This window comes from Halalkalibacter alkaliphilus, assembly GCF_023555415.1.
Taxonomy (GTDB): Bacteria; Bacillota; Bacilli; order Bacillales; family Bacillaceae_D; genus Halalkalibacter; species Halalkalibacter alkaliphilus.
In genome coordinates this window covers 1-25,460 of the sequence record NZ_JAKRYL010000040.1, presented here as the reverse complement: position 1 = coordinate 25,460, position 25,460 = coordinate 1, and the positions used below count along the sequence as shown (strand labels likewise).

The 25,460-nt window shown below is 37.6% G+C and carries 24 protein-coding genes; 8 read left to right on the top strand and 16 right to left on the bottom strand.

Annotated features, from left to right (window positions below; all coding sequences use genetic code 11):
* Both MF646_RS22010 and MF646_RS22005 read right to left on the bottom strand, forming a co-directional pair.
* On the bottom strand, nucleotides 1-264 hold a 264-nt coding region (locus MF646_RS22010; protein WP_250098543.1), incomplete at its 3' end, for an FAD-dependent oxidoreductase.
* A 22-nt stretch (nucleotides 265-286) separates the two neighbouring features.
* Nucleotides 287-1,114, bottom strand: a complete 828-nt coding sequence (locus tag MF646_RS22005) for a formate/nitrite transporter family protein (RefSeq protein WP_250098654.1) — start codon at nucleotides 1,112-1,114, stop codon at nucleotides 287-289.
* A 700-nt stretch (nucleotides 1,115-1,814) separates the two neighbouring features.
* Between MF646_RS22005 and hmpA the strand changes: the two genes are divergently transcribed.
* Nucleotides 1,815-3,047 (top strand): NO-inducible flavohemoprotein, encoded by a 1,233-nt coding sequence (gene hmpA / locus MF646_RS22000; protein ID WP_250098649.1) that lies wholly within the window; start codon nucleotides 1,815-1,817, stop codon nucleotides 3,045-3,047.
* A 127-nt stretch (nucleotides 3,048-3,174) separates the two neighbouring features.
* Nucleotides 3,175-3,639, top strand: coding sequence for a hypothetical protein (locus MF646_RS21995; RefSeq protein WP_250098648.1), 465 nt, complete (start codon nucleotides 3,175-3,177; stop codon nucleotides 3,637-3,639).
* A 194-nt stretch (nucleotides 3,640-3,833) separates the two neighbouring features.
* Here the strand turns inward: MF646_RS21995 and MF646_RS21990 are convergent, their stop codons facing one another.
* The 5 genes from MF646_RS21990 to MF646_RS21970 all read right to left on the bottom strand — a co-directional run bounded on the left by MF646_RS21990 (nucleotide 3,834) and on the right by MF646_RS21970 (nucleotide 8,157).
* Nucleotides 3,834-4,034: a cold-shock protein gene (locus MF646_RS21990; protein ID WP_250098647.1), complete on the bottom strand. Its 201-nt coding sequence runs from the start codon at nucleotides 4,032-4,034 to the stop codon at nucleotides 3,834-3,836.
* Between the two features lie 258 nt (nucleotides 4,035-4,292).
* Entirely contained in the window at nucleotides 4,293-4,892 is a 600-nt protein-coding gene (locus MF646_RS21985; RefSeq protein WP_250098646.1) for a response regulator transcription factor, read from the bottom strand.
* A 1-nt stretch (nucleotide 4,893) separates the two neighbouring features.
* Entirely contained in the window at nucleotides 4,894-6,024 is a 1,131-nt protein-coding gene (locus tag MF646_RS21980) for a sensor histidine kinase (RefSeq protein ID WP_275980415.1), read from the bottom strand.
* A 151-nt stretch (nucleotides 6,025-6,175) separates the two neighbouring features.
* Entirely contained in the window at nucleotides 6,176-7,231 is a 1,056-nt protein-coding gene (gene desA / locus MF646_RS21975) for a Delta(5) desaturase DesA (protein ID WP_250098645.1), read from the bottom strand.
* Between the two features lie 248 nt (nucleotides 7,232-7,479).
* Nucleotides 7,480-8,157, bottom strand: coding sequence for a MerR family transcriptional regulator (locus MF646_RS21970; protein WP_250098644.1), 678 nt, complete (start codon nucleotides 8,155-8,157; stop codon nucleotides 7,480-7,482).
* A gap of 224 nt (nucleotides 8,158-8,381) precedes the next feature.
* Here MF646_RS21970 and MF646_RS21965 point away from each other — a divergent pair, with 224 nt between their 5' ends.
* Complete coding sequence (locus tag MF646_RS21965; RefSeq protein WP_250098643.1) at nucleotides 8,382-9,611, top strand: NAD(P)/FAD-dependent oxidoreductase; 1,230 nt, start codon at nucleotides 8,382-8,384, stop codon at nucleotides 9,609-9,611.
* Nucleotides 9,612-9,763: 152 nt separating this feature from the next.
* Here the strand turns inward: MF646_RS21965 and MF646_RS21960 are convergent, their stop codons facing one another.
* The 3 genes from MF646_RS21960 to MF646_RS21950 form a co-directional block, all read right to left on the bottom strand.
* On the bottom strand, nucleotides 9,764-9,973 hold the full coding sequence (locus MF646_RS21960; RefSeq protein ID WP_250098642.1) for a methionine aminopeptidase: 210 nt from the start codon (nucleotides 9,971-9,973) through the stop codon (nucleotides 9,764-9,766).
* A 244-nt stretch (nucleotides 9,974-10,217) separates the two neighbouring features.
* Entirely contained in the window at nucleotides 10,218-12,893 is a 2,676-nt protein-coding gene (ppdK, locus tag MF646_RS21955) for a pyruvate, phosphate dikinase (RefSeq protein ID WP_250098641.1), read from the bottom strand.
* Complete coding sequence (locus tag MF646_RS21950) at nucleotides 12,886-13,707, bottom strand: pyruvate, water dikinase regulatory protein (RefSeq protein WP_250098640.1); 822 nt, start codon at nucleotides 13,705-13,707, stop codon at nucleotides 12,886-12,888. The genes ppdK and MF646_RS21950 overlap by 8 nt, the downstream gene beginning before the upstream one ends.
* A 501-nt stretch (nucleotides 13,708-14,208) precedes the next feature.
* Between MF646_RS21950 and MF646_RS21945 the strand changes: the two genes are divergently transcribed.
* Nucleotides 14,209-14,361 (top strand): hypothetical protein, encoded by a 153-nt coding sequence (locus tag MF646_RS21945; protein WP_250098639.1) that lies wholly within the window; start codon nucleotides 14,209-14,211, stop codon nucleotides 14,359-14,361.
* A 307-nt stretch (nucleotides 14,362-14,668) separates the two neighbouring features.
* Complete coding sequence (locus tag MF646_RS21940; RefSeq protein ID WP_250098638.1) at nucleotides 14,669-15,568, top strand: DMT family transporter; 900 nt, start codon at nucleotides 14,669-14,671, stop codon at nucleotides 15,566-15,568.
* Nucleotides 15,569-15,599: 31 nt separating this feature from the next.
* On the opposite strand, the gene MF646_RS21935 is transcribed toward MF646_RS21940, so the two are convergent.
* Nucleotides 15,600-17,015, bottom strand: a complete 1,416-nt coding sequence (locus MF646_RS21935) for a Na+/H+ antiporter NhaC family protein (protein ID WP_250098637.1) — start codon at nucleotides 17,013-17,015, stop codon at nucleotides 15,600-15,602.
* Nucleotides 17,016-17,234: 219 nt separating this feature from the next.
* Here MF646_RS21935 and MF646_RS21930 point away from each other — a divergent pair, with 219 nt between their 5' ends.
* Nucleotides 17,235-17,417 carry a hypothetical protein gene (locus MF646_RS21930; protein ID WP_250098636.1) on the top strand — a complete coding sequence of 61 codons (183 nt, stop codon included), beginning with the start codon at nucleotides 17,235-17,237 and terminating at the stop codon, nucleotides 17,415-17,417.
* Between the two features lie 85 nt (nucleotides 17,418-17,502).
* Here MF646_RS21930 and MF646_RS21925 read toward each other — a convergent pair whose 3' ends face one another.
* From MF646_RS21925 to MF646_RS21905, 5 genes are all read right to left on the bottom strand, one after another.
* Nucleotides 17,503-18,846: a sensor histidine kinase gene (locus MF646_RS21925; protein ID WP_250098635.1), complete on the bottom strand. Its 1,344-nt coding sequence runs from the start codon at nucleotides 18,844-18,846 to the stop codon at nucleotides 17,503-17,505.
* Entirely contained in the window at nucleotides 18,847-19,515 is a 669-nt protein-coding gene (locus MF646_RS21920; protein WP_275980414.1) for a response regulator transcription factor, read from the bottom strand.
* Between the two features lie 402 nt (nucleotides 19,516-19,917).
* On the bottom strand, nucleotides 19,918-21,120 hold the full coding sequence (locus MF646_RS21915) for an endo-1,4-beta-xylanase (RefSeq protein ID WP_250098634.1): 1,203 nt from the start codon (nucleotides 21,118-21,120) through the stop codon (nucleotides 19,918-19,920).
* A gap of 364 nt (nucleotides 21,121-21,484) precedes the next feature.
* Complete coding sequence (locus tag MF646_RS21910) at nucleotides 21,485-23,218, bottom strand: ABC transporter ATP-binding protein (RefSeq protein WP_250098633.1); 1,734 nt, start codon at nucleotides 23,216-23,218, stop codon at nucleotides 21,485-21,487.
* Between the two features lie 119 nt (nucleotides 23,219-23,337).
* Nucleotides 23,338-23,838, bottom strand: coding sequence for a GNAT family N-acetyltransferase (locus MF646_RS21905; protein ID WP_250098632.1), 501 nt, complete (start codon nucleotides 23,836-23,838; stop codon nucleotides 23,338-23,340).
* A gap of 341 nt (nucleotides 23,839-24,179) precedes the next feature.
* On the opposite strand from MF646_RS21905, the gene MF646_RS21900 reads away from it, so the two are divergent.
* On the top strand, nucleotides 24,180-24,266 hold the full coding sequence (locus MF646_RS21900; protein ID WP_250098651.1) for a YjcZ family sporulation protein: 87 nt from the start codon (nucleotides 24,180-24,182) through the stop codon (nucleotides 24,264-24,266).
* A gap of 193 nt (nucleotides 24,267-24,459) precedes the next feature.
* Nucleotides 24,460-25,110 carry a DsbA family oxidoreductase gene (locus MF646_RS21895; protein ID WP_338035530.1) on the top strand — a complete coding sequence of 217 codons (651 nt, stop codon included), beginning with the start codon at nucleotides 24,460-24,462 and terminating at the stop codon, nucleotides 25,108-25,110.
* Nucleotides 25,111-25,460: the final 350 nt, after the last annotated feature.

Below are 25,460 nucleotides of genomic sequence, written 5' to 3'. Positions count from 1 at the left end.
TTTCTCTGTATCGACCTGAGTCACCGGGTCACCTGTCAAAAGTTCAATATGGTTTTCTTCATACCAGCTGTACTCGTTTAAAACGATATCATCGACCGTTGTATCCCCCTGAAGAACAGAAGATAACAGAATTCGGTTATAGTTTGGATGCGGCTCTTCCCCAAAGACAGTAATGTCAAAACGTTCACTGTCGTTTTTTAAGATTTCCTCAATCGTACGAATTCCAGCCATTCCATTTCCTATTAGCACTAGTTTCTCTCTCATTTTCCCATCCTCCTAATGTTTTCTACTTAATTGAAGCTATTGACTTTCTAACTAGAACTTCTTTTTTCTCTACTTTCTCCACTGTTTGCGGACTGATGATCCAGTACAAACAGCCAACGAAAATCGTCCCACCAACAATATTCCCTAACGTTACTGGAATTAAATTGCTGAAATAACCAGCTAATGTTACCGTCTCAGGACTTGGATGAATGAGAGCCAAGCCTAAGATTGCCATATTTGCTATACTATGTTCATAGCCTGATATAATAAATGTTAGTAAGATCCACGTAATCATCATGATTTTCGCTGCATCGTTTTTGGTTCGTAACGTGCACCAGATTGCTAGACAGACTAGCCAGTTACATAGAATGCCACGAAAAAAAATCTCTGACGTACTTAAATTCATCTTATAAGTGGCTACTGTCATTAAAAAATGATCACTAGCAATATTAGAAAATACTCCTGAGAAAAAAATGAGGACACAAAATAACGAAGCACCCATAAAATTACCGAGGTAACACCAAGCCCAGTTTTGAGCTGTTTCTTTCCACGTTGTCGCTTTAGATAACGTACTTACAGTAAAGATCATATTGTTACCAGTAAAAAGCTCTGCCCCCGCAAAAATAATTAATACTAAGGCAATACCAAACGATAATCCTAATAAAAGCGACGCTAACGGAGGGGATAACTCCGAAATTGATCCTCCCAATGAAAAACTCAATACAACCGCTAGTCCGACATACGCCCCAGCTAAACAAGCTGAAACTAAATATCTCACCAAGCTTTTATCCAATAACTCTCTCTTTTCTACAGCCATATTGTTTAACTTATCAATCGTATCTTTATACATGCCGCCTCCCCCTTCTTCATTTTTACGAGCCATCAAAAGCTCCTATAAATGATGTTCTCTCTCTCTGGAAACCTATATTTAAAATACGTGTTTCATCGTATACTAACTAATTGCTACTATGTTGTGGTTTGTCATGTTTTCTTACAGACTTTTCTAAAAAATCCCTTCATTCCGCCAGTTCCCCTTTGGGAGTGAGTGGTATTTTATCCCCCAGCATTAACAACCAAGTGGCCTTCTATTAAAAAATGAAGGTACACAATAGCATCGATTGTGCACCTTTATCTAAAACATATGATCATATTTTTATTGAAAGAAGATGGTAAAGGTAAGAACCAACAATGTGAAAATCCCTGGATTTTTAAGCTTTTTCGCTTTCATATTCGTTACCTCCTTAGAACTAACTCGTTTTGTTACATTCATCTTAACAGCATACATTTGACCTGTAAGTATTTTGGTGAGGTAACCTCACAAAGAAAATATGTATTTGAAATATATGTTATAGGATTCCTCTATCTCCAAATAATAACGGGCCCTTCTCCCATTACAACCAATAACATAAGGAATTCATTGATCTTTATTCCACATAAATTATGTCTATATTTCAAAAGGTGCATTTTAAATATTGCTTTTAACTGAAAACGCAACCATAATAAAACATATATTTCAAATACACCTTTAATAAAAAATGGAGGGATTCCCTATGACAACAAAATTATTAGATTCCAAAACTATTGATATTATTAAATCAACTGTTCCAGTTTTAGCGGAACATGGCACGGCAATCACTTCGCGTTTCTATCAAATGATGTTTACAAATCATCCAGAGTTATTACATATTTTTAATCATGTGAATCAAAAACAAGGGAAACAACAGCAAGCGCTCGCTAATACGGTATATGCGGCAGCACAATATATTGATCAGTTAGAAACGATTCTCCCAGCGGTCAAACAAATTGCACATAAACACCGCAGCCTTGGGGTCAAAGCAGAACACTATCCAATTGTCGGTGAACATCTATTATTAGCGATTAAAGATGTGTTAGGTGATGCGGCAACGGATGAAATCATCAATGCATGGGGTGAAGCATATGGAGTCATTGCTGATGTCTTTATTTCTGTAGAACAAGAAATGTATAATGAGGCAGCTACGAAACCAGGTGGTTGGGACGGTTTCCGCGAGTTCACGATCACTAAAAAAGAAAAAGAAAGTGATGTTATTACGTCATTCTATTTAAAACCGAAAGACGGAGGCAGTCTCTCCAACTTCCAACCAGGTCAATATATAACGGTAAAAGCAATCATTGATGGAGAAGCGTATACACATTTACGCCAATATAGTTTATCAGACGCACCAGGTGGCGAATACTATCGTATTAGTGTAAAACGAGAAGATGAAAAAGAAGATATTCCAGCTGGCATCGTTTCAAACTTCCTACATCATAAAGTTTCTGAAGGAGACACGATCGAAATTACAGCACCTGCTGGAGATTTTGTCTTACAAACAAATGAAAATCGACCTGTCGTCTTATTAAGTGGCGGGGTTGGTCAAACTCCAATGATCAGTATGCTAAAAACACTAGCAAGTCAACAACCAACTAGAGTCGTAACATATGTCCATGCTGCTATTAACAGTACGTATCACGCATTTCATGAGGAAATTGCTCGTATCGCTAGCGAGCATGAAAATATTAACTATTTTGTTAGTTACGAATCACCAACTGCAGAAGACCAACAGGCACAGAACTATCAAAAAGATGGGCATATCGATCTTCCTTGGTTACAATCTATTTTAAAGAGCAACGAAGCCGATTTTTATTTCTGTGGACCCGTTCTGTTCATGAAAGCAATGAACCAATCATTAAAGGAATGGAATGTACCTGATGAGCGAATTCATTATGAATTTTTTGGACCTAAAGGCAGCTTAGAGGTATAAGACTCTAAAAGTCGAGCAAATGAGCTCGACTTTTTAGTGTTATAAGATGATATATACCTTTTTACGAAAGAACGGTTATGCTATACTGAGCAAACTAACCATTCCATACAAATTACTGGAGGCAAGTATGCTAACATTTGAAGAAAAACTATCGATTATTACTGAATCTTTTCCTGAATTAGAAAGAAAAAATGTTTCATTAGGAAGAGTTAACTTTCACTACAATGAAAGTTCGTACGACCAGAAGAATGTAGTATATCATCTACACCCTAACGGAAATGGCTTTGTATACGCTGGGAATATGACAGGTTATCAAACAAATGATAAAGGGATGGTAAACATCCGCGACTTTACTGAAAAGGCCCTTCGTTCTACAATTCGAAAATCAATTCTCTCTCTTACTCCAAAGGAGAGTGAACATGATCATGAGCCAAAAGAGGAAGTATGGATCAATGATAATACAGTAACACTTACTTTACTAAAAGAAGACGATATGTGGAATGTGTATGCGGATGATGATTTAGATGGGACATTTCATTCATATAAACAAGCAGCCCACTACTTAGAAGAAGAAGGATTTACACGTATTTAATTTGTTACTTAAAATTAAATTAGGCATTTGATACATTTTATGGTATGCTTCATGTAACCATTTACCACTTGTGTCATATCGAGGCTGACTATCTATATAGTCAGCCTTTTTACTTTATCGAATAAAAGCTAAAGTTTTTGTTTAGGCACGCCCAACAAAAAAAGGACTCTACTCAAGAGTCCTTTTTTCATTCATTATGCTTTGTTTACATTAACAGCTTGAGGTCCACGTTGACCTTGCTCTACGTCGAATGTAACTGCTTGACCTTCATCTAAAGATTTAAATCCTTCGCCTTGGATAGCTGAGAAATGTACGAATACATCATCTCCACCTTCAACTTCGATGAAACCGAATCCTTTTTCTGCGTTAAACCATTTTACTGTACCTTGTTGCATGTGTGTTTCCTCCTGTGTGGATCTTATCCACGTTTTAATACTATCATTGCTCAGTTTAGATATCAAAGGCGAAAAGTTTAAATACTTATCAATCCCGACATTTCGAACAAAAATAATTCTAGTTAATCGTAACAGATAAAGCCTATAAAAGCAAATGGAAGTTAATCCCCCAAGGGTCTTTTTTGGTATTTATTCTTTTCTAACACCTCTATTAACAACGCTTTATCCCTTACAAACACATGTTCAAGCAATCGCCTATTATTTAAACCAGCCTTTTTCTCTAAACTTAGAGATAGCTTCAATTCTGTTGCCAACTTCTAGTTTATCCAAAATAACCGAAATATAATTACGAACCGTACCATTTGTTAAAGAAAGTTCTTTTGCAATTTCACTCGTACTCTTCCCATCAGAAATCAATTCCATAACTTGTTTTTCACGATTTGTCAGTGGATTTTTATTATCAAAGGCTAAATCGACTAATTCTGGAGCATACACACGTCTCCCATCCATGATGACACGTATTGAATTTGCTAATTCATCACTAGGGCTGTCCTTTAACAAATAACCGCGCACGTCAGCATTTCTTGCGCGTTCAAAGTAACCTGCACGAGCAAAAGTCGTTAATATAATAACTTTACAAGGTTGGTCAATTAGCTCCTCAGCCGCATCGAGACCGCTCTTTACAGGCATTTCAATATCCATGATACAAATATCAGGGTTATGCTCCTTAACTAAAGATAAAGCTTCCTCTCCGTTCCTCGCTTCCCCCACCACTTCCATGTCTTCTTCTAAATTAAGTAAAGAACTAAGAGCCCCGAGCAACATCCGTTGGTCTTCGGCAATGACAATACGAATCAAGTTAATCCCCCCTAGTCGTTTGCTTAATTACATTTGGTACGTGGATTTCAACTGTTATCCCGTCCGATTGCTCAATGTTCAAGCTTCCATTAACAAATTCCAAACGCTCTCTAATACCACGAAGTCCGTTACCCCGGAAATCATCATCTCTACTTGAGAAACCAATGCCATTATCTTGCACAATAATTTGCAGCTCCTCATCCAACTCCTTAATAGCTACTTTACAAGTCGTCGCCTGACTATGCTTGATCACATTCGTTACAGCCTCTTTCAAACACATCGTTACAACATTTTCTATTAATAAGGGAGTATTCTTCAAGGTGGCATTTCCTTCAAATATGAATTCCATGTTTGCCGCTTTTAAGATTTGCTGAATATAGACGATTTCATCCTTTAACTTCGCCCCGCGCATATCCGACACCATTTCACGCACTTCTTTTAATGCCGTTCTTGCTGTTTGGTTTATATCACTCATTTCAGCTTTTGCTGCATCAGGATTGATCTCAACTAACTTTCTAGCTAAATCACTTTTCAATCCAATCAGAGATAATTTTTGGCCTAGTGTGTCATGTAAATCACGCGCAATTCGCTGACGCTCTTCTGCAACCATCAATTCAGAAATTCTTTTATTTGCATCCTCTAATTGTCCCTCTAATTTTTCACGCTTGTTTCGATGGTACGAAGTGATTGGTAGAAGAATCACACCGATCACTGAAATAATAATAAAAGGAAGCTGGGCAAAAAATAATTCAGTTTGTGAAAAAAAGCTGAAACATACGGCACTAATTGTTGTTAAAAGATGGATGATATACATCGTAACAAAACCGATTTTACTCTGAATGTTGCCAATAAAAAAGGCTAAGAAAAGTGCAAAATAAACGTAACCATAAAATAATGTCATACCTATGCTTATTGCCATTTCAATGGATACCCAGAGATAAACAAGGTTCCCTTTAGAAATAAATGATAAACGATACGATAGAAAAAAAATCAAAATCATCAAAATACCGAAAATAATCTCTATTGCAGAAGATAATCTAAAGATAAAATAAAAAGGCAGTAGACAGAAAATAATCCAAATATAAACGCTAAGGCCAGTATTTTTCGGGAAAATATTATACCAATTTTGCATGATTAGCCCCTCTCTCTTCTTCTTGTTAGGAGCAGTAATTTTCTAGTATTATCATACAATAAGAACTGCCTTTTGTCTGACATATTGCAAAGAAAGCATTCTAGAGACCACCGAAAACTTTTTCAGTGGTCTCTAATAATTTTTAACGTAGCTATGATTTTGCTTGAAGACTAACTTGCTTGTTCTTAATTTGTACGTTAGTTTCTGATTTAGTCATAAGATGCTTCACCTGTTTGAAGCTGACAAATGTCTTGTTAGCTTCATCATATAAACGAAAGCGGATTGATTGTAAACTAGAACGCATTGTAATCGTTGTTGCCTTTTTTAATGGTGGAGTTGTTTCATGTACTTTTTCTAAGTTATAATTTGGAACTCTTGGGCTTAGATGATGAACGTGATGATACCCAATATTCCCTGTCACCCATTGCAATACTTTAGGAAGCTTGTAATATGAGCTTCCATCAATTGCTGCTTTTACATAGTCCCACTCTTCTTCATCTTCAAAGTAAGAATCTTCAAATTGATGCTGCACATAAAATAACCATATTCCTAATACCCCTGCTACAAACAGGATTGGTCCTTGAATAAGCAGAAAAGCCTGCCAACCAATCATCCAGATCATGAATGAATAAAGAGCAACAATTGAAACATTAATAACATGCGTATTCATTCTTTCTTTTTTTCTTGCGTCTTTACGATTGAAACGATTTGTGATGAAAAACAAGTATATTGGACCAAGTCCAAACATTACAAGTGGATTGCGGTAAAGTCTATATGACAACCTTTCTTTAAATGATGCATTAACATATTCATCCACTGTCATAATCCACACATCACCAGTACCACGCTTATCTAAATTTCCACTAGTTGCATGGTGAATCGAATGCTCACGCTTCCACTTTTCAAAAGGAAACATCGTAATAACACCTGTAATGGTTCCGATTATACTGTTAACTTTCTTATTTTTAAAGAACGATCCATGACAACAATCATGAAAAATAATAAAAATCCGAACGACAAACCCCGCAGCTACAATCGCTAAAGCAAGTGTTAACCATATTGAGACCGACAAGCTCTGATACGCTAGAAACCATAATACGAAGAACGGTGGTACTGTATTTATTAATTGTTTAATACTCGATTTTACGTCTGATTTTTCAAATGGTACAATGCTTTTTCTAAGTTGTGTTAATTTGTGATTACTCATAACTTCCCCCTTGAAAGGCTCCATTTATTGAGATCGGAGAACTAATATCTCTATTCTAAAAGAAAGCCATTGTCGTAAGAAGTCATGAACGTCAAGTAACAAATATGACATTTGTCATACTTGTCCGTTTCTAGATTAATGAAAACAGTTTTAGCAAAAGATAGTACGATTACTCTTAAAAACAAAAAAGCCCTCTCACACCGCTCAATTAGTGTGGGAGGACTAGTCATTTGATTCTTATAAATATGCTATAAATAATCGACAGAACCTTCTTTTTTCGGTTTAAGAAAATTCAACCAACTCGGAAGCTTTGACTTTGCTGCCGCTGTCTCTCGATAGGCTTGTACAAATTCCTGAAAATGAACTTCTCTTTCTTCAAGTTTTTGTTGAATAAATAACTTCTCCTCTTCTTCTCGATGAATGTCTTGCCTTAGCCTGTTTAATTCTTCTTTTGTACTTTCAGCTGTATCTACAATGGTGTGGGAATACGATTGAATAAGCGATTTTGTCTTGCTGTGTCCTGCATTCATTTCACTTTTTACTTCTTCTTTCACTTCTTGAATAAACTCTTCCTTTAATCCTGCAATAGATTCCGTTAGTCCTTGAATGTTATCAATCGTTTCATTTTGTAAGGATAATATGACATCATAATCATGATGGTCTTCGTGTGGTTCATCAGCCTCAACAGCGATGTTCGTATTAAGAATAAAGTTCACATTTTCCTCATTTATATTATTGTCTTTTAAGATTTTTATTTTCTTTAACATCTCGAGGTCATATTCCGTATACAGTCGCGCTCCTGTTTTTGTTCTTTGAACATAGAGAGCATTTGGAAACATTTCTTCCCATTCTCTCAGTTTTCCTACTGGGATTTTTAATTTCTTTGAAACTTCCTTAATCGTATATTTCTTTTGACTGTTTTCCATCCTCTCACCTCTTTAATAATATGTTTGTAGTACATATTAGATAAGAGTATGACTATTTCCCTCCTACTTGACAAAAGTTCTAATAATAAGTTGATATTCGGCAATAAGTGTTGTGTTTTGATACTTACCGGAACCCGTAAATCGAGCTTTTCTTTGCTGACGAGAATGATACAAAACAGGATGCCCATACTACTAACGACTACGTTGGCAGGAGTGATTTCATCATGAATATAAAATCAGGTACATATTATTGGTCTACTACTTTTCCAAACGCACCCTCCTACCCTCGACTTGAGCAAGATCTTAACTGCGATGTAGTAATTATTGGCGGTGGAAGCTCCGGCGCTCAATGTGCTTATTACCTATCCAATTCGAATTTGGACGTTGTTGTGATCGAAAAGAATAAAGTTGGTCAAGGTAGTACAAGTACAAACACTGCATTTATTCAATATTCAGGAGAGAAGCTCTTTACCGATTTAACAAATACGTTCGGCGAAGAATACATAGGAAAACACGTTAGCCTTTGTCGTCAAGCGATTAACGAAATTGAAGAAGCGGCAAAAACTGTAGATATTGATTGTGAATTTAAGCGAAGAGACTCATTATATTTCGCAAGCTATCCAGAAGATGTAGAGCGACTTCAGAAAGAATATGACTTCCTAAAACGCCACCAATTTGAATTAGACTTTTTAACTCAAACTGATATTAGTGAAAAATATCCTTTTCAAAAAGAGGCTGCCATCTACTCTTATAATGATGCTGAATTAAACCCATTTAAATTTACTCATGCGTTACTAGACTACGCTTTGAAAAAAGGGGTTCACATTTATGAACAAACTGAAATGAATGGTCATTCTTACAACAATGAAACCAAAAAAATAACCATTCGAACTAAGAATGGGAAACTTGTTCATGCAAAACGAGTCATCTATTGCGCAGGCTATGAAGGCATAGACTTGAAAAAAGAGAAACAAGCCTCCTTTGTTAGTACCTATACGGTCACAACAAATCCTGTTGACGACCTTTCTTCTTGGTATAAACGTACCCTCATTTGGGAAACTGCCAGGCCTTATGTTTATACTAGAACAACAGCCGACAACCGAATCATTATTGGTGGCCTTGATGAAAACACGACTTTCCCCGAAGTTCGTGACAGCAAATTAATGCATAAAAAAGACAAATTAATTGAAGAATTTTATAAATTATTCCCAGATATCCATGTGCAACCAGATTATTATTTAGCTGCCTTTTATGGTGGCACTATTGATGGGCTGCCTATCATCGGAAAATATTCAGAGGCACCAAATAGTTACTTTGTATTTGGCTTTGGTGATAACGGGACCGTATACAGTCAAATTCTTGCTAAACTAGTCGTAGAAGAAATTGTAGAAGGAAAAAGTTCTGACATGCCCTATTATTTACAGAAGCGACCATTGTTAAAGAAATCTAAATAAGTCCATTGCTTCTTCTCCAATTAATTAAAGCAATACTAATAAAACCTCTACTAAAGTGCAAATGCCTGCAGTAGAGGTCCTTATTGTCCCATACGCGAAAAAGATCGATGAAAAATATAAAACAATCTAAGAAACGTGATAAACTTTTGCTTTTATATAGTTTTTACCCAATCGAAGTAAGATCCACTACCATTGCATCCAGCACAATGATAATAAGAGGAATTAACCATATACACTTCCGTCCCTAACAAGTTAAAGCCTTTTCCCTGGCATTCAGGGCAGATCCCTTGTGACTTACAGAGTTCAATTCTGCGTTCGTTTCTTTTTTCAATCCAATCACCAAAAACATTCATTATTCCCATTATTTCTCACCTCAAAAGTAGTTTCCCAAAAAGATGAGGGGTTATTCATAAGGGTACTGAAAAAGGCGATTTTTCCTTTTTCAGTATTCTCTAAGCAATAATAATGATTATTGGGGTGATTTCTGGTGCTTATAGCTTTACGTAAGGGAAACCATAGTTTACTCGTCATAACTCCCCTTTTTCTCACCAAAACAACACTGCTCCACAAAAAGAAAAGCTGCCACAAGAGCAGCTTCCTACAATTTTATTTTTGAGCTTGTAATTCGCTCACCGACTGTTTTAGCTCATGCTTAATTGTAGCTTGAGCAGCAGCAAGGCGGGCGAGCGGTACACGATATGGTGAGCAACTAACATAATCTAACCCTACTTTATGACAGAATTCGATTGAATGTTTCTCTCCTCCGTGTTCTCCACAAATTCCTGTCTTTAATCCTGGCTTAGTCCCTCGACCAAGCTTCACACCTGTTTCTACTAGCTTCCCTACACCTTCTTGATCAAGAGAGGCAAATGGATTTTCTAGTAAAACTTTGTTTTCAATGTATGATTGAAGGAATTTACCTTCTGCATCATCACGACTGTATCCAAATGTTGATTGCGTTAAATCATTTGTTCCAAATGAGAAAAAGTCTGCTTCTTCAGCAATTTGATCCGCTGTTAACGCGGCGCGTGGAACTTCAATCATCGTCCCTACTAGATAATCAAATGTCTTTCCTGTTTCTTCTTCCACTTGTACACCCGCATTGATGACCAATTGACGCATTTCCTTTAACTCATTTACATGGCCGACTAATGGAATCATGATTTCGGGTTTTACATCGATGCCTTTATCCAATCCTTTTGCAATCGCATAGAAAATGGCTTTTGCCTGCATAACGTAGATTTCCGGATATGTCATTCCAAGTCGGCAACCACGATGACCTAACATTGGATTAAACTCATCTAATTGGCGCACTTTCCGCAACAGATATTCTTTCTCCCTTAACTCTTCAGAATCTGGGTTTGTTAGTTGAAGTTTCGTTACTTCAACGAGTAGCTCCTCTTTATCTGGCAAAAATTCGTGAAGAGGAGGGTCCAATAAACGAATCGTAACAGGGCGACCTTGCATCGCCTCAAAGATTCCTTCAAAATCCTCTTGTTGCATTGGCAACAGCTTACTTAAAGCAACTTCACGCTGTTCGTAAGTTTCAGCAAGTATCATTTCTTGAACGATTGGAATGCGATTTGCATCCATAAACATATGCTCCGTCCGGCACAGCCCGATTCCGCCTGCCCCAAATTCAACCGCTTTTTGTGCGTCATCAGGATTATCCGCGTTTGCTCTGACCCCTAATTTTCTCTCTTGATCTGCCCACGTTAATAGTAATTGAAATTCTTCTGATAGCTGCGGAGCAATCATTGGAATTTCCCCTAAGAAAATTTCACCTGTAGATCCGTCGATCGTGATCACATCCCCTTGTCTCACAATCGTTTCTCCTACTTTAAACTGCTTTCCTTTTAAGTCGATCTTGACAGATTCAGAGCCGCAAATACAAGCTTTCCCCATCCCTCTTGCTACGACTGCTGCGTGGCTCGTCATCCCACCGCGGCTCGTCACAGTAGCTTGTGCTGCGACAATTCCATGAATATCATCAGGGGTTGTTTCTGGGCGGACTAAGATCACCTTTTTCTCTTCTTTTCCTAAACGTTCAGCGTCATCTGCATTAAATACGACTTGACCTGTAGCAGCCCCAGGTGAAGCAGGAAGACCTTTCGCTAGTGGATTCCGCACATAAGAATCATCGATACGACTGTGAAGCAGCTGATTCAATTGATCTGGATCAACCCGTAAAATGGCTTCTTTTTTACTAATAATCTTTTCTTCTACTAAATCAACTGCTATTTTGATAGCCGCTTGAGCGGTTCTTTTTCCAATTCTTGTTTGAAGAATGAACAGTTCTCCTCGCTCGACGGTGAATTCAATGTCTTGCATGTCTTGATAGTGCTTTTCAAGAAGGTTGCACGTATCCACAAATTGCTGGTACACATCTGGCATTTCCTGCTTGAGAGTAACGATTGGCTGTGGTGTGCGAATTCCGGCAACTACATCCTCACCCTGAGCATTGATTAAGTATTCACCATACAGCTTAGCCTCTCCTGTCGAAGGATTCCGTGTAAAGGCTACACCGGTACCAGAATCATCGCCCATGTTTCCGAACACCATACTTTGAATGTTGACAGCAGTTCCAAGATGGCCAGGAATTTTTTGAAGACGACGGTAAACAATTGCCCGTTGGTTATTCCAAGAATCAAATACTGCACTAATAGAAAGGAACAATTGCTCTTTAGGGTCTTCAGGGAATGAACTTTTTGTATGATTCTTCACAAGTTTTTTGTAGCCTTGAATCACTTCTTTCCAATCATCAGCTGACATTTCAGGATCGGTTTCGTATCCTTTTTCTTCCCTTATTTCTTCAAGTAATTGCTCGAAATAAAAGCCATCCACTTTTAAGACAACATCACTAAACATTTGGATAAATCTGCGGTAAGAGTCATACGCAAACCTTGGGTTGTTCGTAAGCTTTGCCATTCCTTCAACCGTTTCATCGTTCATTCCAAGATTTAAAACCGTGTCCATCATTCCTGGCATTGAATGAACCGCACCTGAACGAACAGAAACAAGCAATGGATTCTTTGGATCTCCTAGTTTCTTCCCTGTTTTTTCTTCAAGGTTAGTTAGTGCTTCTAATACTTGTCGCTCCATTGCATCAGAAATTGATTTTCCTGCATCATAATATGCATTACAAGCCTCTGTCGAAATGGTGAATCCATAAGGAACAGGCAACCCAATGCGAGTCATCTCTGCTAAGTTTGCTCCCTTTCCACCTAGAAGTTCCTTTTTATCGCCGCTTCCTTGATCAAACATATAAACAAATTTATTCACGATTTCCTACCCCTCTCTTTTTCAACATGGCTAATAATAAATCGGCCGTCTCTTCAACAGCTTTGTCTGAGACATTAATAATGGGACATCCAATTCGTTTCATTATTTTTTCAGCGTATTCTAGCTCTTCTAGGATCCGGTCTAAATCGGCATATTTTGCTACCGACAGACCTAAGTTCTTCAAACGTTGTTTGCGAATTTCATTTAACTTATCTGGTGTAATAACTAGACCAACACATTTATTTTTGGAAACTTTAAAAAGCTCATCGGGTGGACGCACTTCTGGTACTAGTGGAACATTAGCTACTTTGAAACGCTTATGTGCTAAATACATAGACAATGGCGTCTTTGAAGTTCGAGAAACTCCTATTAATACTATATCCGCACGTTCAATTCCTCGTACATCTTGCCCATCGTCATACTTAACAGCGAACTCAACAGCTTCCACCCTCCGAAAATAGTTGGCATCCAACTTCCTTATCAACCTTGGCTGACGTTTCGGGAGCTTATTGAACTTTTGAGAAAAGGCTTCCATAAGTGAACTCATCAAATCAATCGCTAAAATTCCTTCCTCTTCCGCCCTTTTATCTAAGTATTCTTTCAAAGCAGGAATAACAAGTGTATAGGCGATAATCGAGTTCGTACCTTTAGAAACATAAATGACATGCTCGATATCTTTGATTTCCTCAACGTTGGAAACATGCTCAATTTCAACTTCTCCCCCATTAAATTGAGATGCGACGGCTTTCACCATCAACTCAGCCGTTTCACCAACTGAGTCAGAAACGACATAGACAACTTCCTTCTCTCTCACTTCGATTCCCCTTTACCTATCTCATTTGACAGCATTTTGCATGAAATGGTCTTGGTCATTTCATGATGGCACTACTATGTACCACATTGTTTGACTATCAGGCCCCCTACAAAACTTGTTTTTATGGGTTGATAGTCTACTAGTATTCAAACTTGTATGTGACATACTATTTAATGTTATAACGCTAATGTGTTATAACATTAAATTAAATAGTATATTACCATTGATCATGTTTCGTTACAACCCCTTTTTTCCATTTAACGTAATAAAGAGTCAGAAATTTCATTAAAATGTTTATTTTATAAACGATTACAAAAAAAGCTTGCCAAGAAAATTAGCAAACTTCACAATTTATCGCTTTTTTTCTTATGTCTATTTGGTGGTCAACCTGGGGACAAGTACATTTTTATAATCCGCACCATATTCATTATACTTGTCCAGTTCAACTCTACTAAACTTGAATAAGCTATTAATGAAACACATAGAAAGGAGGAAAATAAAATGGCTGAGAAGAAAATTGAACCAAAAATCACAGTAGAATTAGCCAAAAAGCTCTTAAATGACAAAAGTGTATATTTAACAGAAGAAGGAAGACGACGTTTACAAGAAATTGTAAATAACGAAGAATATTATAATAACCAAATTATTCACTAGTTTCAGAACATGTATCTAGGACCGATGGTTAGATGAAATGAGAGGAACAGAAAAAAATAATGTAAGAAAAATCTGAATGAAAAAGTTCCTAGAAAAAGGTTCTTGCCTCACTGCTTTATGTATCTTAATGGGACAAGAACCTTTTTCTTTCTATTTAATATGTATAACTGTTCAACTAGTTGAAGACATTTCTATTAACGTTAATTATAATGGAAAGCATTGATACAATTACACTAGTAAATGGATAGTATTACGAGCGGTTCTCTACTTACATAGACAACTATTCATAACAAGGGAGTCTTAGAATATGAACACAAAAGCTTTTTCCATGGCCCTTATTACTATTATGATTTGGGGCTCTACTTTTGCTGCGATTCGTGCTAGTTTACATGGAGGTTACGAGCCTGGTCACTTAGTATTGGTTCGCTACTTGATTGCCTCTAGTTTATTTATCGCATACGCCCTATGGCCCGGGAGTAAATTTCGCTTACCTCACAAAGAAGACATCATAAGGATTTTTATACTCGGCTTTATAGGAATAAGTGTATATCATATTGGGGTTACTTTTGGTGAAATGACCATCACTGCAGGTGAAGCAGGAATGCTCATTGGCTCAGCTCCTATCTTCACAGCGATCATAGCTATTCTTGTATTAAAGGAGCGCTTAAGCTCATTCGGATGGATTGGGTTAGGGGTTGGTTTTTTAGGGATTCTTCTCATTACATTAGGTTCTGCAGGTCCATCTCTGACAATCTCTACAGGAGCTTTCTTAGTGTTGATGGCAGCTATCGCAACATCGATATTTTTCGTTTTTCAAAAAAAACTGCTGGAGCGCTATAACCCTATTGAATTAACAGCTTACTTTACTTGGGCGGGTACGCTCCCATTTTTCATTTTTTCTCCCGGCCTATTTACGTCCATTCAAAACGCGACACTAGAAGCGAACTTATCTGCTCTCTATGTTGGAATTTTTCCAGCTGCGATCGCTTATGTTACATGGGCCATTGCTCTTTCTTTAGGGAATGCAAGCTCTGTGACGAGTATGATGTATCTTGAACCTGCAGTTGCTGTTCTCGTTGCTTGGGTCTGGCTTAAGGAATTACCGACAACTCTTTCACTTATTGGAGGCGCAATTGCACTGCTAGGTGTATTGATCGTGAATGGATTAGGGAGAAAACGTGAAATCTCTTATGAGAAAGCCTCTTAGGCAAGGTGCAAAAGCTCCTTGCCTTGTCCTTTTATAATATAAAAGTAACCATAATATACAGCCCCGTCGTAATCCCTGCTGCGATCAACGCAGGTTTCAATTTATATTTTGCATATTCTATTACAGAAAGGCCCAAAATCTTCGCAATTGTATTTGTATCATCACTTAATGGTGACGCAAAAGCTCCAAACGCACCACTAGCAAACACAGCTCCAATGACTAATGGCAACGAAACATCACCAACTAACGCTAGCGATATTCCAAGAGGCATCAAAATCCCCCATGTCCCCCACGCCGAACCAATAAAATAAGAAACCGCTGCTCCAAACACAAAAATAAGCGGTGCAATAAACATTTGTGGAATCCAGCCTGAATGGGCTGTAACAAACGCTGAGAACCCTAAGTCATCTGTAATAGATGAGAGTCCCCACACGATTGATAACAACAAGATAACTGACATTAATTCGTTTCCACCTGCGATAAAGCCATCAATCAGCTCACTTAGTTTAAAACGTTGAACCAAATAAAAGCCAATCGAAAGCAAGACCGTAATCAGAAGAGCGACAACCATTGCATCTAAGACATCCGCTTCAATAAAAGCCTCAAAAAATCCAAATCCTTGTACGTGACCATCCCACCACGTTAAAAATAACGTCAAACTGATGACCAGAATCAATGGCAGTAGCAAATTCATCGGTTTAATCGGTAGCTCTTTTGAGACCCCAGGGTGACAGTCGTGCCAATCATCTTCCTCTTCTACCGTCTCTTCATTAATTTGCATAGGAGCTGTTGATTTCTTTTTTGAATGATGAAAAAAACTTAAGTACACACCTAATAAAATGGTAACGATTGAAAAGAAATTAAACGGAATGCTTTGAATGAACAACGAGTAAGGGTCTAGTTCTAACCCTTGATTTTCGGTCGCTATTTGAATGATCGACACCATATAACCGACGAAAGCCGTCGCAACAGGAATTAACACAATTATCGGTGTTGCTGTCGTTTCAATGACAAAGCCAAGTTCAGCTGTTGTCATTTTTACTTTTTTCAAAAGAGCTCTCATTATTGGAGCAATTGTAACAAATCGAAAGGTTGGAGCAGCAAACGTTCCGATTGTAGATACGTACGTTAAAATAAGTGCTTGTTTTCTCGTTTGAATTTTTTCTGCTGCCTTCTCAACAAATCCCCTAATCCCACCTGTCATTTTAATCATGCCAACCAATCCTGAAAAGGCATATAAAAAGACAACAATTTTGATATTATTTGTATCAATTAATGCCTGAACAACATAAACGAACATTGTTTGTATACCACCGAGAATCGATGGATCCAAAATATAGGATCCAACTAGCAAGCCTAAAAAAAGAGCTGGAAGTACTTGCTTTGTGTAAATAGCTACGGGAATTACCACTAAAAACGGTACGATCGAAAGCCAGCTTGATTCCATCTCTATCACCTATCTTAAATTAATTCTAAAAATTAATTCTAAAGTTTTTACTGTTTTAGAATGTGATGGAGTTTGGAATTTATACTAAAAGCTGGTTTATTCATGTTGAAGTTTTTACAACATACATCAATTCTTCTAAATTAAAAGTTGCACGTGCCTATAAAAATTCCTGTATACTGTACATACTAATAACAAATTACAAGCGAGAGGATCATGTTCATGTCTACCGAAAAACCAAGAAAGAAAATCAGCCTGCAAGATGCCATTAAACAACAACTTGAAAATAAAAAGAAACAAACGGCTACCAATAGACCTTCAAATAATCCATACCAATCAACTAAACAAATGAAGAGTCAACAAACCAAAAAACAAAACAATCAACGAAAACGAACCGGGGTTTAGTCTAAAATTATAGAAAGTGACAGCCCTCCACTAAGTGAAGTAAGGCTGTCACTTTCATATCAATTCTCCTTCGCTAGTCAACTTCTCATGTTCCATCTTTATCTGGTATTGTTACGACGAATGTTGAACCGACTCCCTCTTCACTTAGGACGTCAATCGAGTAATTATGGATCCCTAAGATTTTTTTCACAATAGATAAACCAAGACCATTGCCATCAATTGAACTTCCTCTGGCTTTGTCAACTTTATAAAATCGATCAAACAAATATGGAATTGCTTCTTTTGTGATTCCTTTACCATAATCTTTGACGCTTATTGAAATACCATGATCCCCTCTTTTTAACTCAATGTGAATGGCCCCTTTTTGATAAGAATATTTGATTGCATTTATGATGAGATTTAACCAAACTTGTTCCAATAAATCTTGATCTGCCATCACTTCAATTGGCTCTAATTCTAGATGAATTTGCAGCTCTCTTTTTTTCCATTGCGGTTCCGTTGCTAACACCGTTCTTCTAATTTGTTCATCTAACCGGTACCGCTCTGGACGATAAGGATGATGCTCTGAATCTAGAGATGCAAGTCTTAATAAATTTTCACTTAGCCTAGAAAGCCGGTCGGTCTCGTGATAGATAATATCCAAGTATTCTTTTTGATTCTGTGTTGGTATTACTTCATCTCTAATTGCCTTCGTAAAGCCTCTAATTGATGTGAGCGGAGACTGAATTTCATGCGATACACTACTAACAAAATCATCACGCATTTGATCAATCTTCTCGACCTCTGTTGCCATATGATTAAAACTAGTAATTAGTTCACCAATCTCATCTTTGTTTTTGCTTTTTATTCGTACAGAGAAATTACCTTTTGCCATCTCTTTTGCCGCATGTGTAAGCATTTTAATCGGGTTAACCAGATGACGAGAAGCTAAAAAAATTAGCAAGCTGCCTACAAGCAGTACCAAAATAAGAGAAATGTTGATAATCCCTCTAATACCCTTCATCTCTTCTTCTGAATTTATATAAACAAACAAGGCATATGGTTCATTCATAATTTCCACTTGGAATCCGGCTCCCTTTGTAACGTCGCCTCTTCTATGAGAGAGAGTCATAGGCACTTGTCCATCTGACTGAAACACACTCGCAATATCTTCATCGGAAATAACAAACGGCGTATGCTGTTCCAGTAAAGGAACACCCTCTTCGTCCATAATCATAATGTCAAAATGATAAGATTCTAATGTTTCTGCCATTTCGGGCAACTTTTCTGGATCCGCTAATTCAATTATTTCCGCTACACGCGATGTAATATTTACAACTTCTCTCTCAAGAAAAAAGAAAGCGGTAATGAAGTATGAAGTTGCTATACTGATGATTACTACCCCGATAAAGGTTGCTACGATCCTTACATAAAGACTTTTTCTAAGCACTTAAATCTCCTCCAACCGATACCCTAACCCCCTGATGGTTGTGATCGTTATATCCTTAAAAGGAACCAATTGTTCTCGTAATCGTTTAATATGTACATCAACCGTCCTTTCATCACCTTCATAATCAAATCCCCATATCTTTTCAATCAATTGTGTACGGGTAAAGATCTTTCCAGGTGAATTAGCTAGCATATAAAGTAATTCACATTCCTTTTTCTTTAAGTATACGGATGAATCATTACATTGAATCAAATGTTTTTCTAAATCGATTGTTGTTTCACCAATGGTCACCACCTTATCTATCGTGACATGATATCGTTTTAAAAGGGCCTTTACTCTTAAGATCAATTCTACTGGATCAAAGGGCTTTACTAAATAATCATCCGTCCCTGCATTAAACCCTCTTACCTTATCCTGCGATTCCCCTTTTGCTGTTACCATTAAAATCGGGATGTTTAAAAATGAGCGAATATCTGTCGTTAATTCAATCCCATCAATATGCGGCATCATTACATCAACAATAGCTAAGTCGACCTGTTCATGTGATAGCAACTCTAGTGCTTCTTTTCCATCTGATGCTTCAAGTACACTAAATTGACTATTTTCAAGATATACTCTTATTAATTTTCGAATATGTGAATCGTCATCGACGACAAGAATTTTATTCATTATATTTTCAACTCCGATTAGATAATTTGGAAAAGGTGAAAACTAGCCTAACCCCTACTTCTAACATCTTGCCATTTCTGCCTCTATTCCTATTTTCCTGTTACCTTTCTTTCGCTATTCGTTCTGCTATTCATATTAGGTTGTAAAACTTGAAAAAATCCTACTTTTACTATTGTCGTATATAGTCTAACAAGCTTTTATGAACTGAGTATGAATTTTCACATTGGAACAATTAGAACCTCTGCTATGAAACCACAAGGGAGCAAGTCTACTTTCAGTGTTCTTCCAACTATCTAACAGTAGTCCCATTAACTTCGCACATTTTTAAATGAAAGAATAAATGCAAAAAAACAACTCCGCCTAAGCGAAGCCGTTTTTATAAGTATTTCTTCTAAAACACTATTAATCAATAACCTTCCAGAAAGCAGGTTTTACTTTATAGTTTTCATCGAATAGAAATGGTGCATCAATTCCTACTCCATCATTATACTCTTCTGCACGGTCATCTAACCACGTATGGTTATCAGCAATTCCCCAGAATGTGACACTGCTGATGTCTACCTTTAAATCTTCATATAAGTTAAAAATTTGTTCGTAACGGTCAGCCTGAGCTTGGATTCGTACTTCTTCAATCGCATCATAAGATGTATAGGCAGGTCTTGGCGGCCAGCCATAAAGACTAACATCCAGTTCTGTTACTTGGTTGTCTAAACCTAAGCTCGTAAACAAATTAAATGAATCCTTCATTTGTTGAATGGAAGGCCAGCCAATTTGAATATGTGCCTGATGTCCCACACCGTCAATTGGTACCCCATCTTTTTTTAATTCTTTCACTAGATTATAAAGATGATCTCTTTTTGTTTCTACTTCCGTGTTGTAATCATTAATATAAAGCATCGCGTCTTCGCCTGCATATTTTCTAGCAGTTTCAAAGGCGACCCTTATGTATTCATCACCTGTAATTTGATACCAAACCGATTCACGAAGTCCTCTTTCATTCGGAGTTCCATCAGCAATTGCTTCATTTACAACATCCCAAGAATCCACATCATCCTTGTAACGTTCTACAACTGTTTTAATATGTGTTTTCATTCGCTCTAATAAGAGTTCTTTATTCTCTTCTCTCTTTTCTTCATCTGTTTCATCTACCATCGGATTTCCATCTTCATCTAGGAAGAACCAATCTGGTACTTGACTATGCCAGACGAGTGTATGAAAACGTAAGTTCATATCATTTTTGCGAGCAAATTCAACAATTTTATCGGCTCCTTCCCAGTCCCACTTTCCTTCCTCTGGCTGAAGAGAAACCGGCTTCATTGCATTTTCTGCAACGATACTATTGTAATGATGCTTTAAGATTTTTCCCTGTCTTCCGTTTAATTGATACGGCTCAACCGCTGCACCAATATCGAAAGCGCTCTCATACCTGTCAGCTAAAGAAGCAACTTGCCAAGCATGTGGTTGCACATTACCATTTCCCTTCTGATTTTCTCCAAATACCCCTTTATGTCCATTTCCTTGAGCAGCGACACTTCCAATTCCGCCTGTTAACACAAGTGATAAAGCTAACCCTGCAATGATCGGTTTTTTAAGAACTTTAAGCATGTTAAAATCTCCTTTTCATAGATTAAAATTTTTAAAAATGCAAAAGTATCTCACTAACCTCCTTTTTTCACAAAATGGACGCCTGCAGATAGTAAATAAGTAAGGGTTTACATTATTAAATTAATCTCTTTCTGCAAGCTTTCTAACTTGAACTCATTATAGCAAGCTCAACTTAGTTTATCTACTGCACTAACTAAGTTTCTTTAAAATGATAGATTCGTATTGGTATATATAACCTGTTTTGGTAGTATAAATAACAAATCCTCTCAACTAAAGGCTCACAATTTTAAAAAAGCGCCTCATCCTAGTCACTAAAAAAGCCCTAGGCGAGACACCTGTTCAAATTAACATTGTTGCTGTAAAACTAAGCTAGCTGCTGCTCTGCAAACTCTCTATATAACACATGTGATTTAATTAATTCATCATGTGTACCAATCCCTGTAACCTCACCATTTTCAATAAAAACAATTTTATCGGCACCCACAATTGTAGATAAGCGGTGGGCAATGACAAACGTGGTTCTCCCTTCCATGAGACGTGTTAGAGCTTGTTGAACAACACTTTCTGACTGGCTATCTAGACTGGCCGTCGCTTCATCCATCATTAGAATTTTAGGGTTTCTTAAAAAGGCACGAGCAATGGCAATGCGTTGCCGTTGACCTCCAGATAGCTTCACGCCTCGTTCCCCTACTTTTGTATCTAGCCCCTCAGGGAAAGATTGGATAAATTGATCAGCATAAGCCATTTTTGCAACTTTCCACAATTGTTCGTCTGTAATTTCTTCTTTGTTTTCTAAACCGTAGCATAGATTTTCACGTATAGTCCCCGCCATCATTGCACTTTCTTGAGAAACGTAACCAATCTGATTCCGCCATGAAAATAGCGAGATTTCCTTAATTGGTATGTTTCCAATTCGTATCACTCCAGAAGTAGGCTCATAAAATCGCTCTATCAAACCAAACATCGTCGTTTTTCCGCCACCACTAGGCCCTGCAAAAGCGATCATTTCACCAGGTGCTGCATCAAATGATACGCCTCTTAATACTGGCTCATTCTTATCATAAGAAAAAGTCACGTCTGAAACATAGATAGACTCATTTTTAATATCTATTTCTTTCCCATCATTTTCTTCTTCTGACTCAAGTTCAAGTATATCGATGATTCTTTCTGTTGCTCCTTTTGCTTTCTGAAGCTCTGTAAAAAACCTCGCAAAAGAGGTAAGTGGCATGATGATTTGAAATAAGTAAAGCAAGAAGGCAACGAGTGAACCCGTTGTCATCGTTCCATTTGCTACGCGAATCCCACCGTACCCAATAATCATCACAATGACAGCCATTACAACAACGTACATGAGCGGTGCAATAACAGCAAAAATTCGTGCTTCCTTTAAACCATACTTGTATAATTGATCGATTCCGGCAAATCCATTCTTCTCCTCGACACGCTCTGCATTTGAAGCTTTCATTAAGCGAATTTCACTTAATGTCTGTTGAATGTTTCCAGAAAACACTGCTGTTTCATCTTGTAATCCACGTGAAATCCTGGCCATTCTCCTGCCTAAAGGAATCATAATAGCAATTGTGAATGGGACCGAAGTCAACATAAGCAATGTCATTTTCCAATCCATTATTGTAAGTATGGTTACAGCCCCTATAATCGAAATAATTCCTGTTATAAATTGAGGAAAGTGACCTGAGATTAACTGTCTAATAATACTTGTATCATTGACGACCCGGCTAACAGACTCACCACTTGAGTGATTATCAAAATATGTTACAGGCAGACGTAGCAGCTTCACCCAAATTATTTCACGTAATCTCGCTACCACCTTTTGACCGACTGCACTAAGCAAATAAATTGATAAACCATTCAAAATAGCTTGGACAAGGAAGGCTAGTCCGATCGCGAACATGATTGAAATACTTAATGCTTCCACAGAAAATCCATCAACTAATTCCCTTGTTAAAAGCGGAACGATCAAGCCGGCTAGCGTTGTGATAATACTCGCTATTAAGCCAATTATCAATCCAGTCTTTGGAATCTTCGTTGATAAAACAAGGGATAGGAACGGCTTAAGACCGCTCTTTTTTTCGTTCATTGGTTAACCTCCTTCTTACAATACTTATACTCGCCGTAACTACACCTTTACTAGCCACAACCAGAAAATCGACAAAAAAAGGTCAATGCAGCCAAAAGGCTTCATTGACCTTTTCCTCATTATATCCCCAATCGAAACGCCTTCACAATCACTCCATCATTCGCAGGCTCAAAATCATGCTCAGGCAATCGTTCAAACCCCATTCGGCCATATAACTTGATAGCACCTTCCATAAAGTCCGCCGTATGTAATCCAATTGCATCATAGCCTTTTGCTTTCGTTCGTTCAATGCATTCTGTAAGCAAGGCATGTGCTACCCCTTTTCCTCGTGCTTCTTTCGTAACCGCTAGAAGTCGAATTTCTGAGTAATCTAATTCATCAACCTGCCCCTCGTAGGCATCTGATTTAGGAGGAAAGAGTGCAACACTTCCTACAATACCTCCTTCTATTTCGGCAACAATGAGTTCTACACCAGATTGCTCATCTGCCTCTGAAGAGATTGCTTGTTTAAGAGCCTGCCAGTGTTCCTCTGATACGACTTTTGCATGTTCACTATAAGCCTCGATTCGCTGCGTTCGAATATACTGTACTTCATCTGAAAGAGCATTACGTATTTTCATTAAAACAACTCCTTATTATGTACTCAATATATCACCATATAAGATCATTTCATAGAAAAACGCCCCCTAGTACTGCAAAGAGGGCACTGAGAGGAACCGTTGCTTTGTCTTAAAGCCTGCTATGAGTGGTTTTCTCATAGCAGGCGCGCAACGTGTGGAGCGAATCCGCTAAAAAAGACTTTTTCAGTGGCTTCTACTGCAAATACTAGGGGCAGCATAATGATCTTATTCAAACAAACAACCATTAGCCCAAAGTTCAAAAATTCCAGGCAGGTGCCCACCCATTTCATTCATTCAAACATAGGGTAAGGGTGTAGTCACTCAAAAAGGAGGAATTCTTCATGAGTCACGTTACTGGTAATAGCTTTACTTTAATAGTTGTGTTATTTATCCTGCTGATCGTTGTAGGATCTGCATACACATTTTAAATAATTATAGAAGGGGGGTATACCTTTGAGTTCCCCCCTTTTTTGTGTATTTCTTTTTATTTGGTGCAACTTATTGGTCACCTCTCCTCTTAATCGATATACTAAAAATGAAAATTGAAATTTTAACTTAATTGGAGGGATCATGATGTTACACATTGAAATGTGGACAGATTTTGCTTGACCATTTTGCTATATTGGCAAGAAGCGTCTGGAGGACGCCATTCAAAAAATAAACCATCCTATCACAGTAGACTATCGTTGTTTTGAATTAGACCCTACGATGGAACGGGATGCAGGATATAATATATATGAAAAATTATCTTCAAAATATGGAATGAGTCTGGATCAAGCAAAAGCCAACTGCCGAAACATGGAACAAATGGCATATGAACTTGGCTTAGATTTCAGATTCGACACTCAAGTCTTAACGAACACCTTTGATGCACATCGTTTAGTGATGTTTTCCAAAGAACATGGACGGATGCATGAGATGACAGATCGCCTCTTGCGTGCGTATTACAGCGAAGGACAGCATATTGGAGATCATGCAACGTTGGTAGATCTAGCTGAAGAGGTCGGATTATATCGAGCCGAAGCAGCAGACATGCTCGCTAGTAATGAATTCAGCCAAGCTGTTCGCCTTGATGAACAAGAAGCTGAGCAATATGGTATCAAAAGCATTCCATTTTTCCTTATCAATAAAAAATATGCTATCACCGGTGCACAGTCTCCTGAAGTGTTTGTTCAATCGTTGCAACAGATTATTGAACAAGATGGTCTTACTGTCGATCAATCAGGTGCAGCTTGTGATGATGATGGATGCGAATTACCAGATACAAAATAATACATGAGAGTTGGGTCTGTCCCAAAAGTCGTAGGTGTCCCAAAGTCAAAAATAGACCTTTGAGACACTAACGGGTTCCGTTTCCTATCGCAAAACGTCAATTTGCAAAGGGAAATGCAAACCAAAACGTAATCCTTTTTGTGCTATTAAAATGTAGAGCAATTGTTAGGCTAGAGGATTAAAAACATTAGAAATAGCAAGGGTTTATACCCTTGCTATTTTGCTTTTAATTGCTCATTCTTCTGATTGCGTATTACGAAGTTTACAAACCAATTCCGCCCTCTCGTATCAACTTTTGCTTAGGTATGAGAATTCATAGGCGGAGAATTTCCTCCTAATGTAGATAAAGG

Bases quoted from the DNA above. Each gene is read 5' to 3' on its own strand.
- MF646_RS21930 (WP_250098636.1), top strand. From the start codon at position 17,235: ATGTCTACCGAAAAACCAAGAAAGAAAATCAGCCTGCAAGATGCCATT.
- MF646_RS21990 (WP_250098647.1), bottom strand. From the start codon at position 4,034: ATGCAACAAGGTACAGTAAAATGGTTTAACGCAGAAAAAGGATTCGGT.
- MF646_RS21995 (WP_250098648.1), top strand. From the start codon at position 3,175: ATGCTAACATTTGAAGAAAAACTATCGATTATTACTGAATCTTTTCCT.
- MF646_RS21935 (WP_250098637.1), bottom strand. From the start codon at position 17,015: ATGGAATCAAGCTGGCTTTCGATCGTACCGTTTTTAGTGGTAATTCCC.
- hmpA (WP_250098649.1), top strand. From the start codon at position 1,815: ATGACAACAAAATTATTAGATTCCAAAACTATTGATATTATTAAATCA.
- MF646_RS21960 (WP_250098642.1), bottom strand. From the start codon at position 9,973: ATGGGAATAATGAATGTTTTTGGTGATTGGATTGAAAAAAGAAACGAA.
- MF646_RS21940 (WP_250098638.1), top strand. From the start codon at position 14,669: ATGAACACAAAAGCTTTTTCCATGGCCCTTATTACTATTATGATTTGG.
- MF646_RS21900 (WP_250098651.1), top strand. From the start codon at position 24,180: ATGAGTCACGTTACTGGTAATAGCTTTACTTTAATAGTTGTGTTATTT.
- MF646_RS21980 (WP_275980415.1), bottom strand. From the start codon at position 6,024: ATGCAAAATTGGTATAATATTTTCCCGAAAAATACTGGCCTTAGCGTT.
- MF646_RS21945 (WP_250098639.1), top strand. From the start codon at position 14,209: ATGGCTGAGAAGAAAATTGAACCAAAAATCACAGTAGAATTAGCCAAA.
- MF646_RS21970 (WP_250098644.1), bottom strand. From the start codon at position 8,157: ATGGAAAACAGTCAAAAGAAATATACGATTAAGGAAGTTTCAAAGAAA.
- MF646_RS21905 (WP_250098632.1), bottom strand. From the start codon at position 23,838: ATGAAAATACGTAATGCTCTTTCAGATGAAGTACAGTATATTCGAACG.
- MF646_RS22005 (WP_250098654.1), bottom strand. From the start codon at position 1,114: ATGTATAAAGATACGATTGATAAGTTAAACAATATGGCTGTAGAAAAG.
- MF646_RS21965 (WP_250098643.1), top strand. From the start codon at position 8,382: ATGAATATAAAATCAGGTACATATTATTGGTCTACTACTTTTCCAAAC.
- MF646_RS21920 (WP_275980414.1), bottom strand. From the start codon at position 19,515: ATGAATAAAATTCTTGTCGTCGATGACGATTCACATATTCGAAAATTA.
- desA (WP_250098645.1), bottom strand. From the start codon at position 7,231: ATGAGTAATCACAAATTAACACAACTTAGAAAAAGCATTGTACCATTT.
- MF646_RS21910 (WP_250098633.1), bottom strand. From the start codon at position 23,218: ATGAACGAAAAAAAGAGCGGTCTTAAGCCGTTCCTATCCCTTGTTTTA.
- MF646_RS21915 (WP_250098634.1), bottom strand. From the start codon at position 21,120: ATGCTTAAAGTTCTTAAAAAACCGATCATTGCAGGGTTAGCTTTATCA.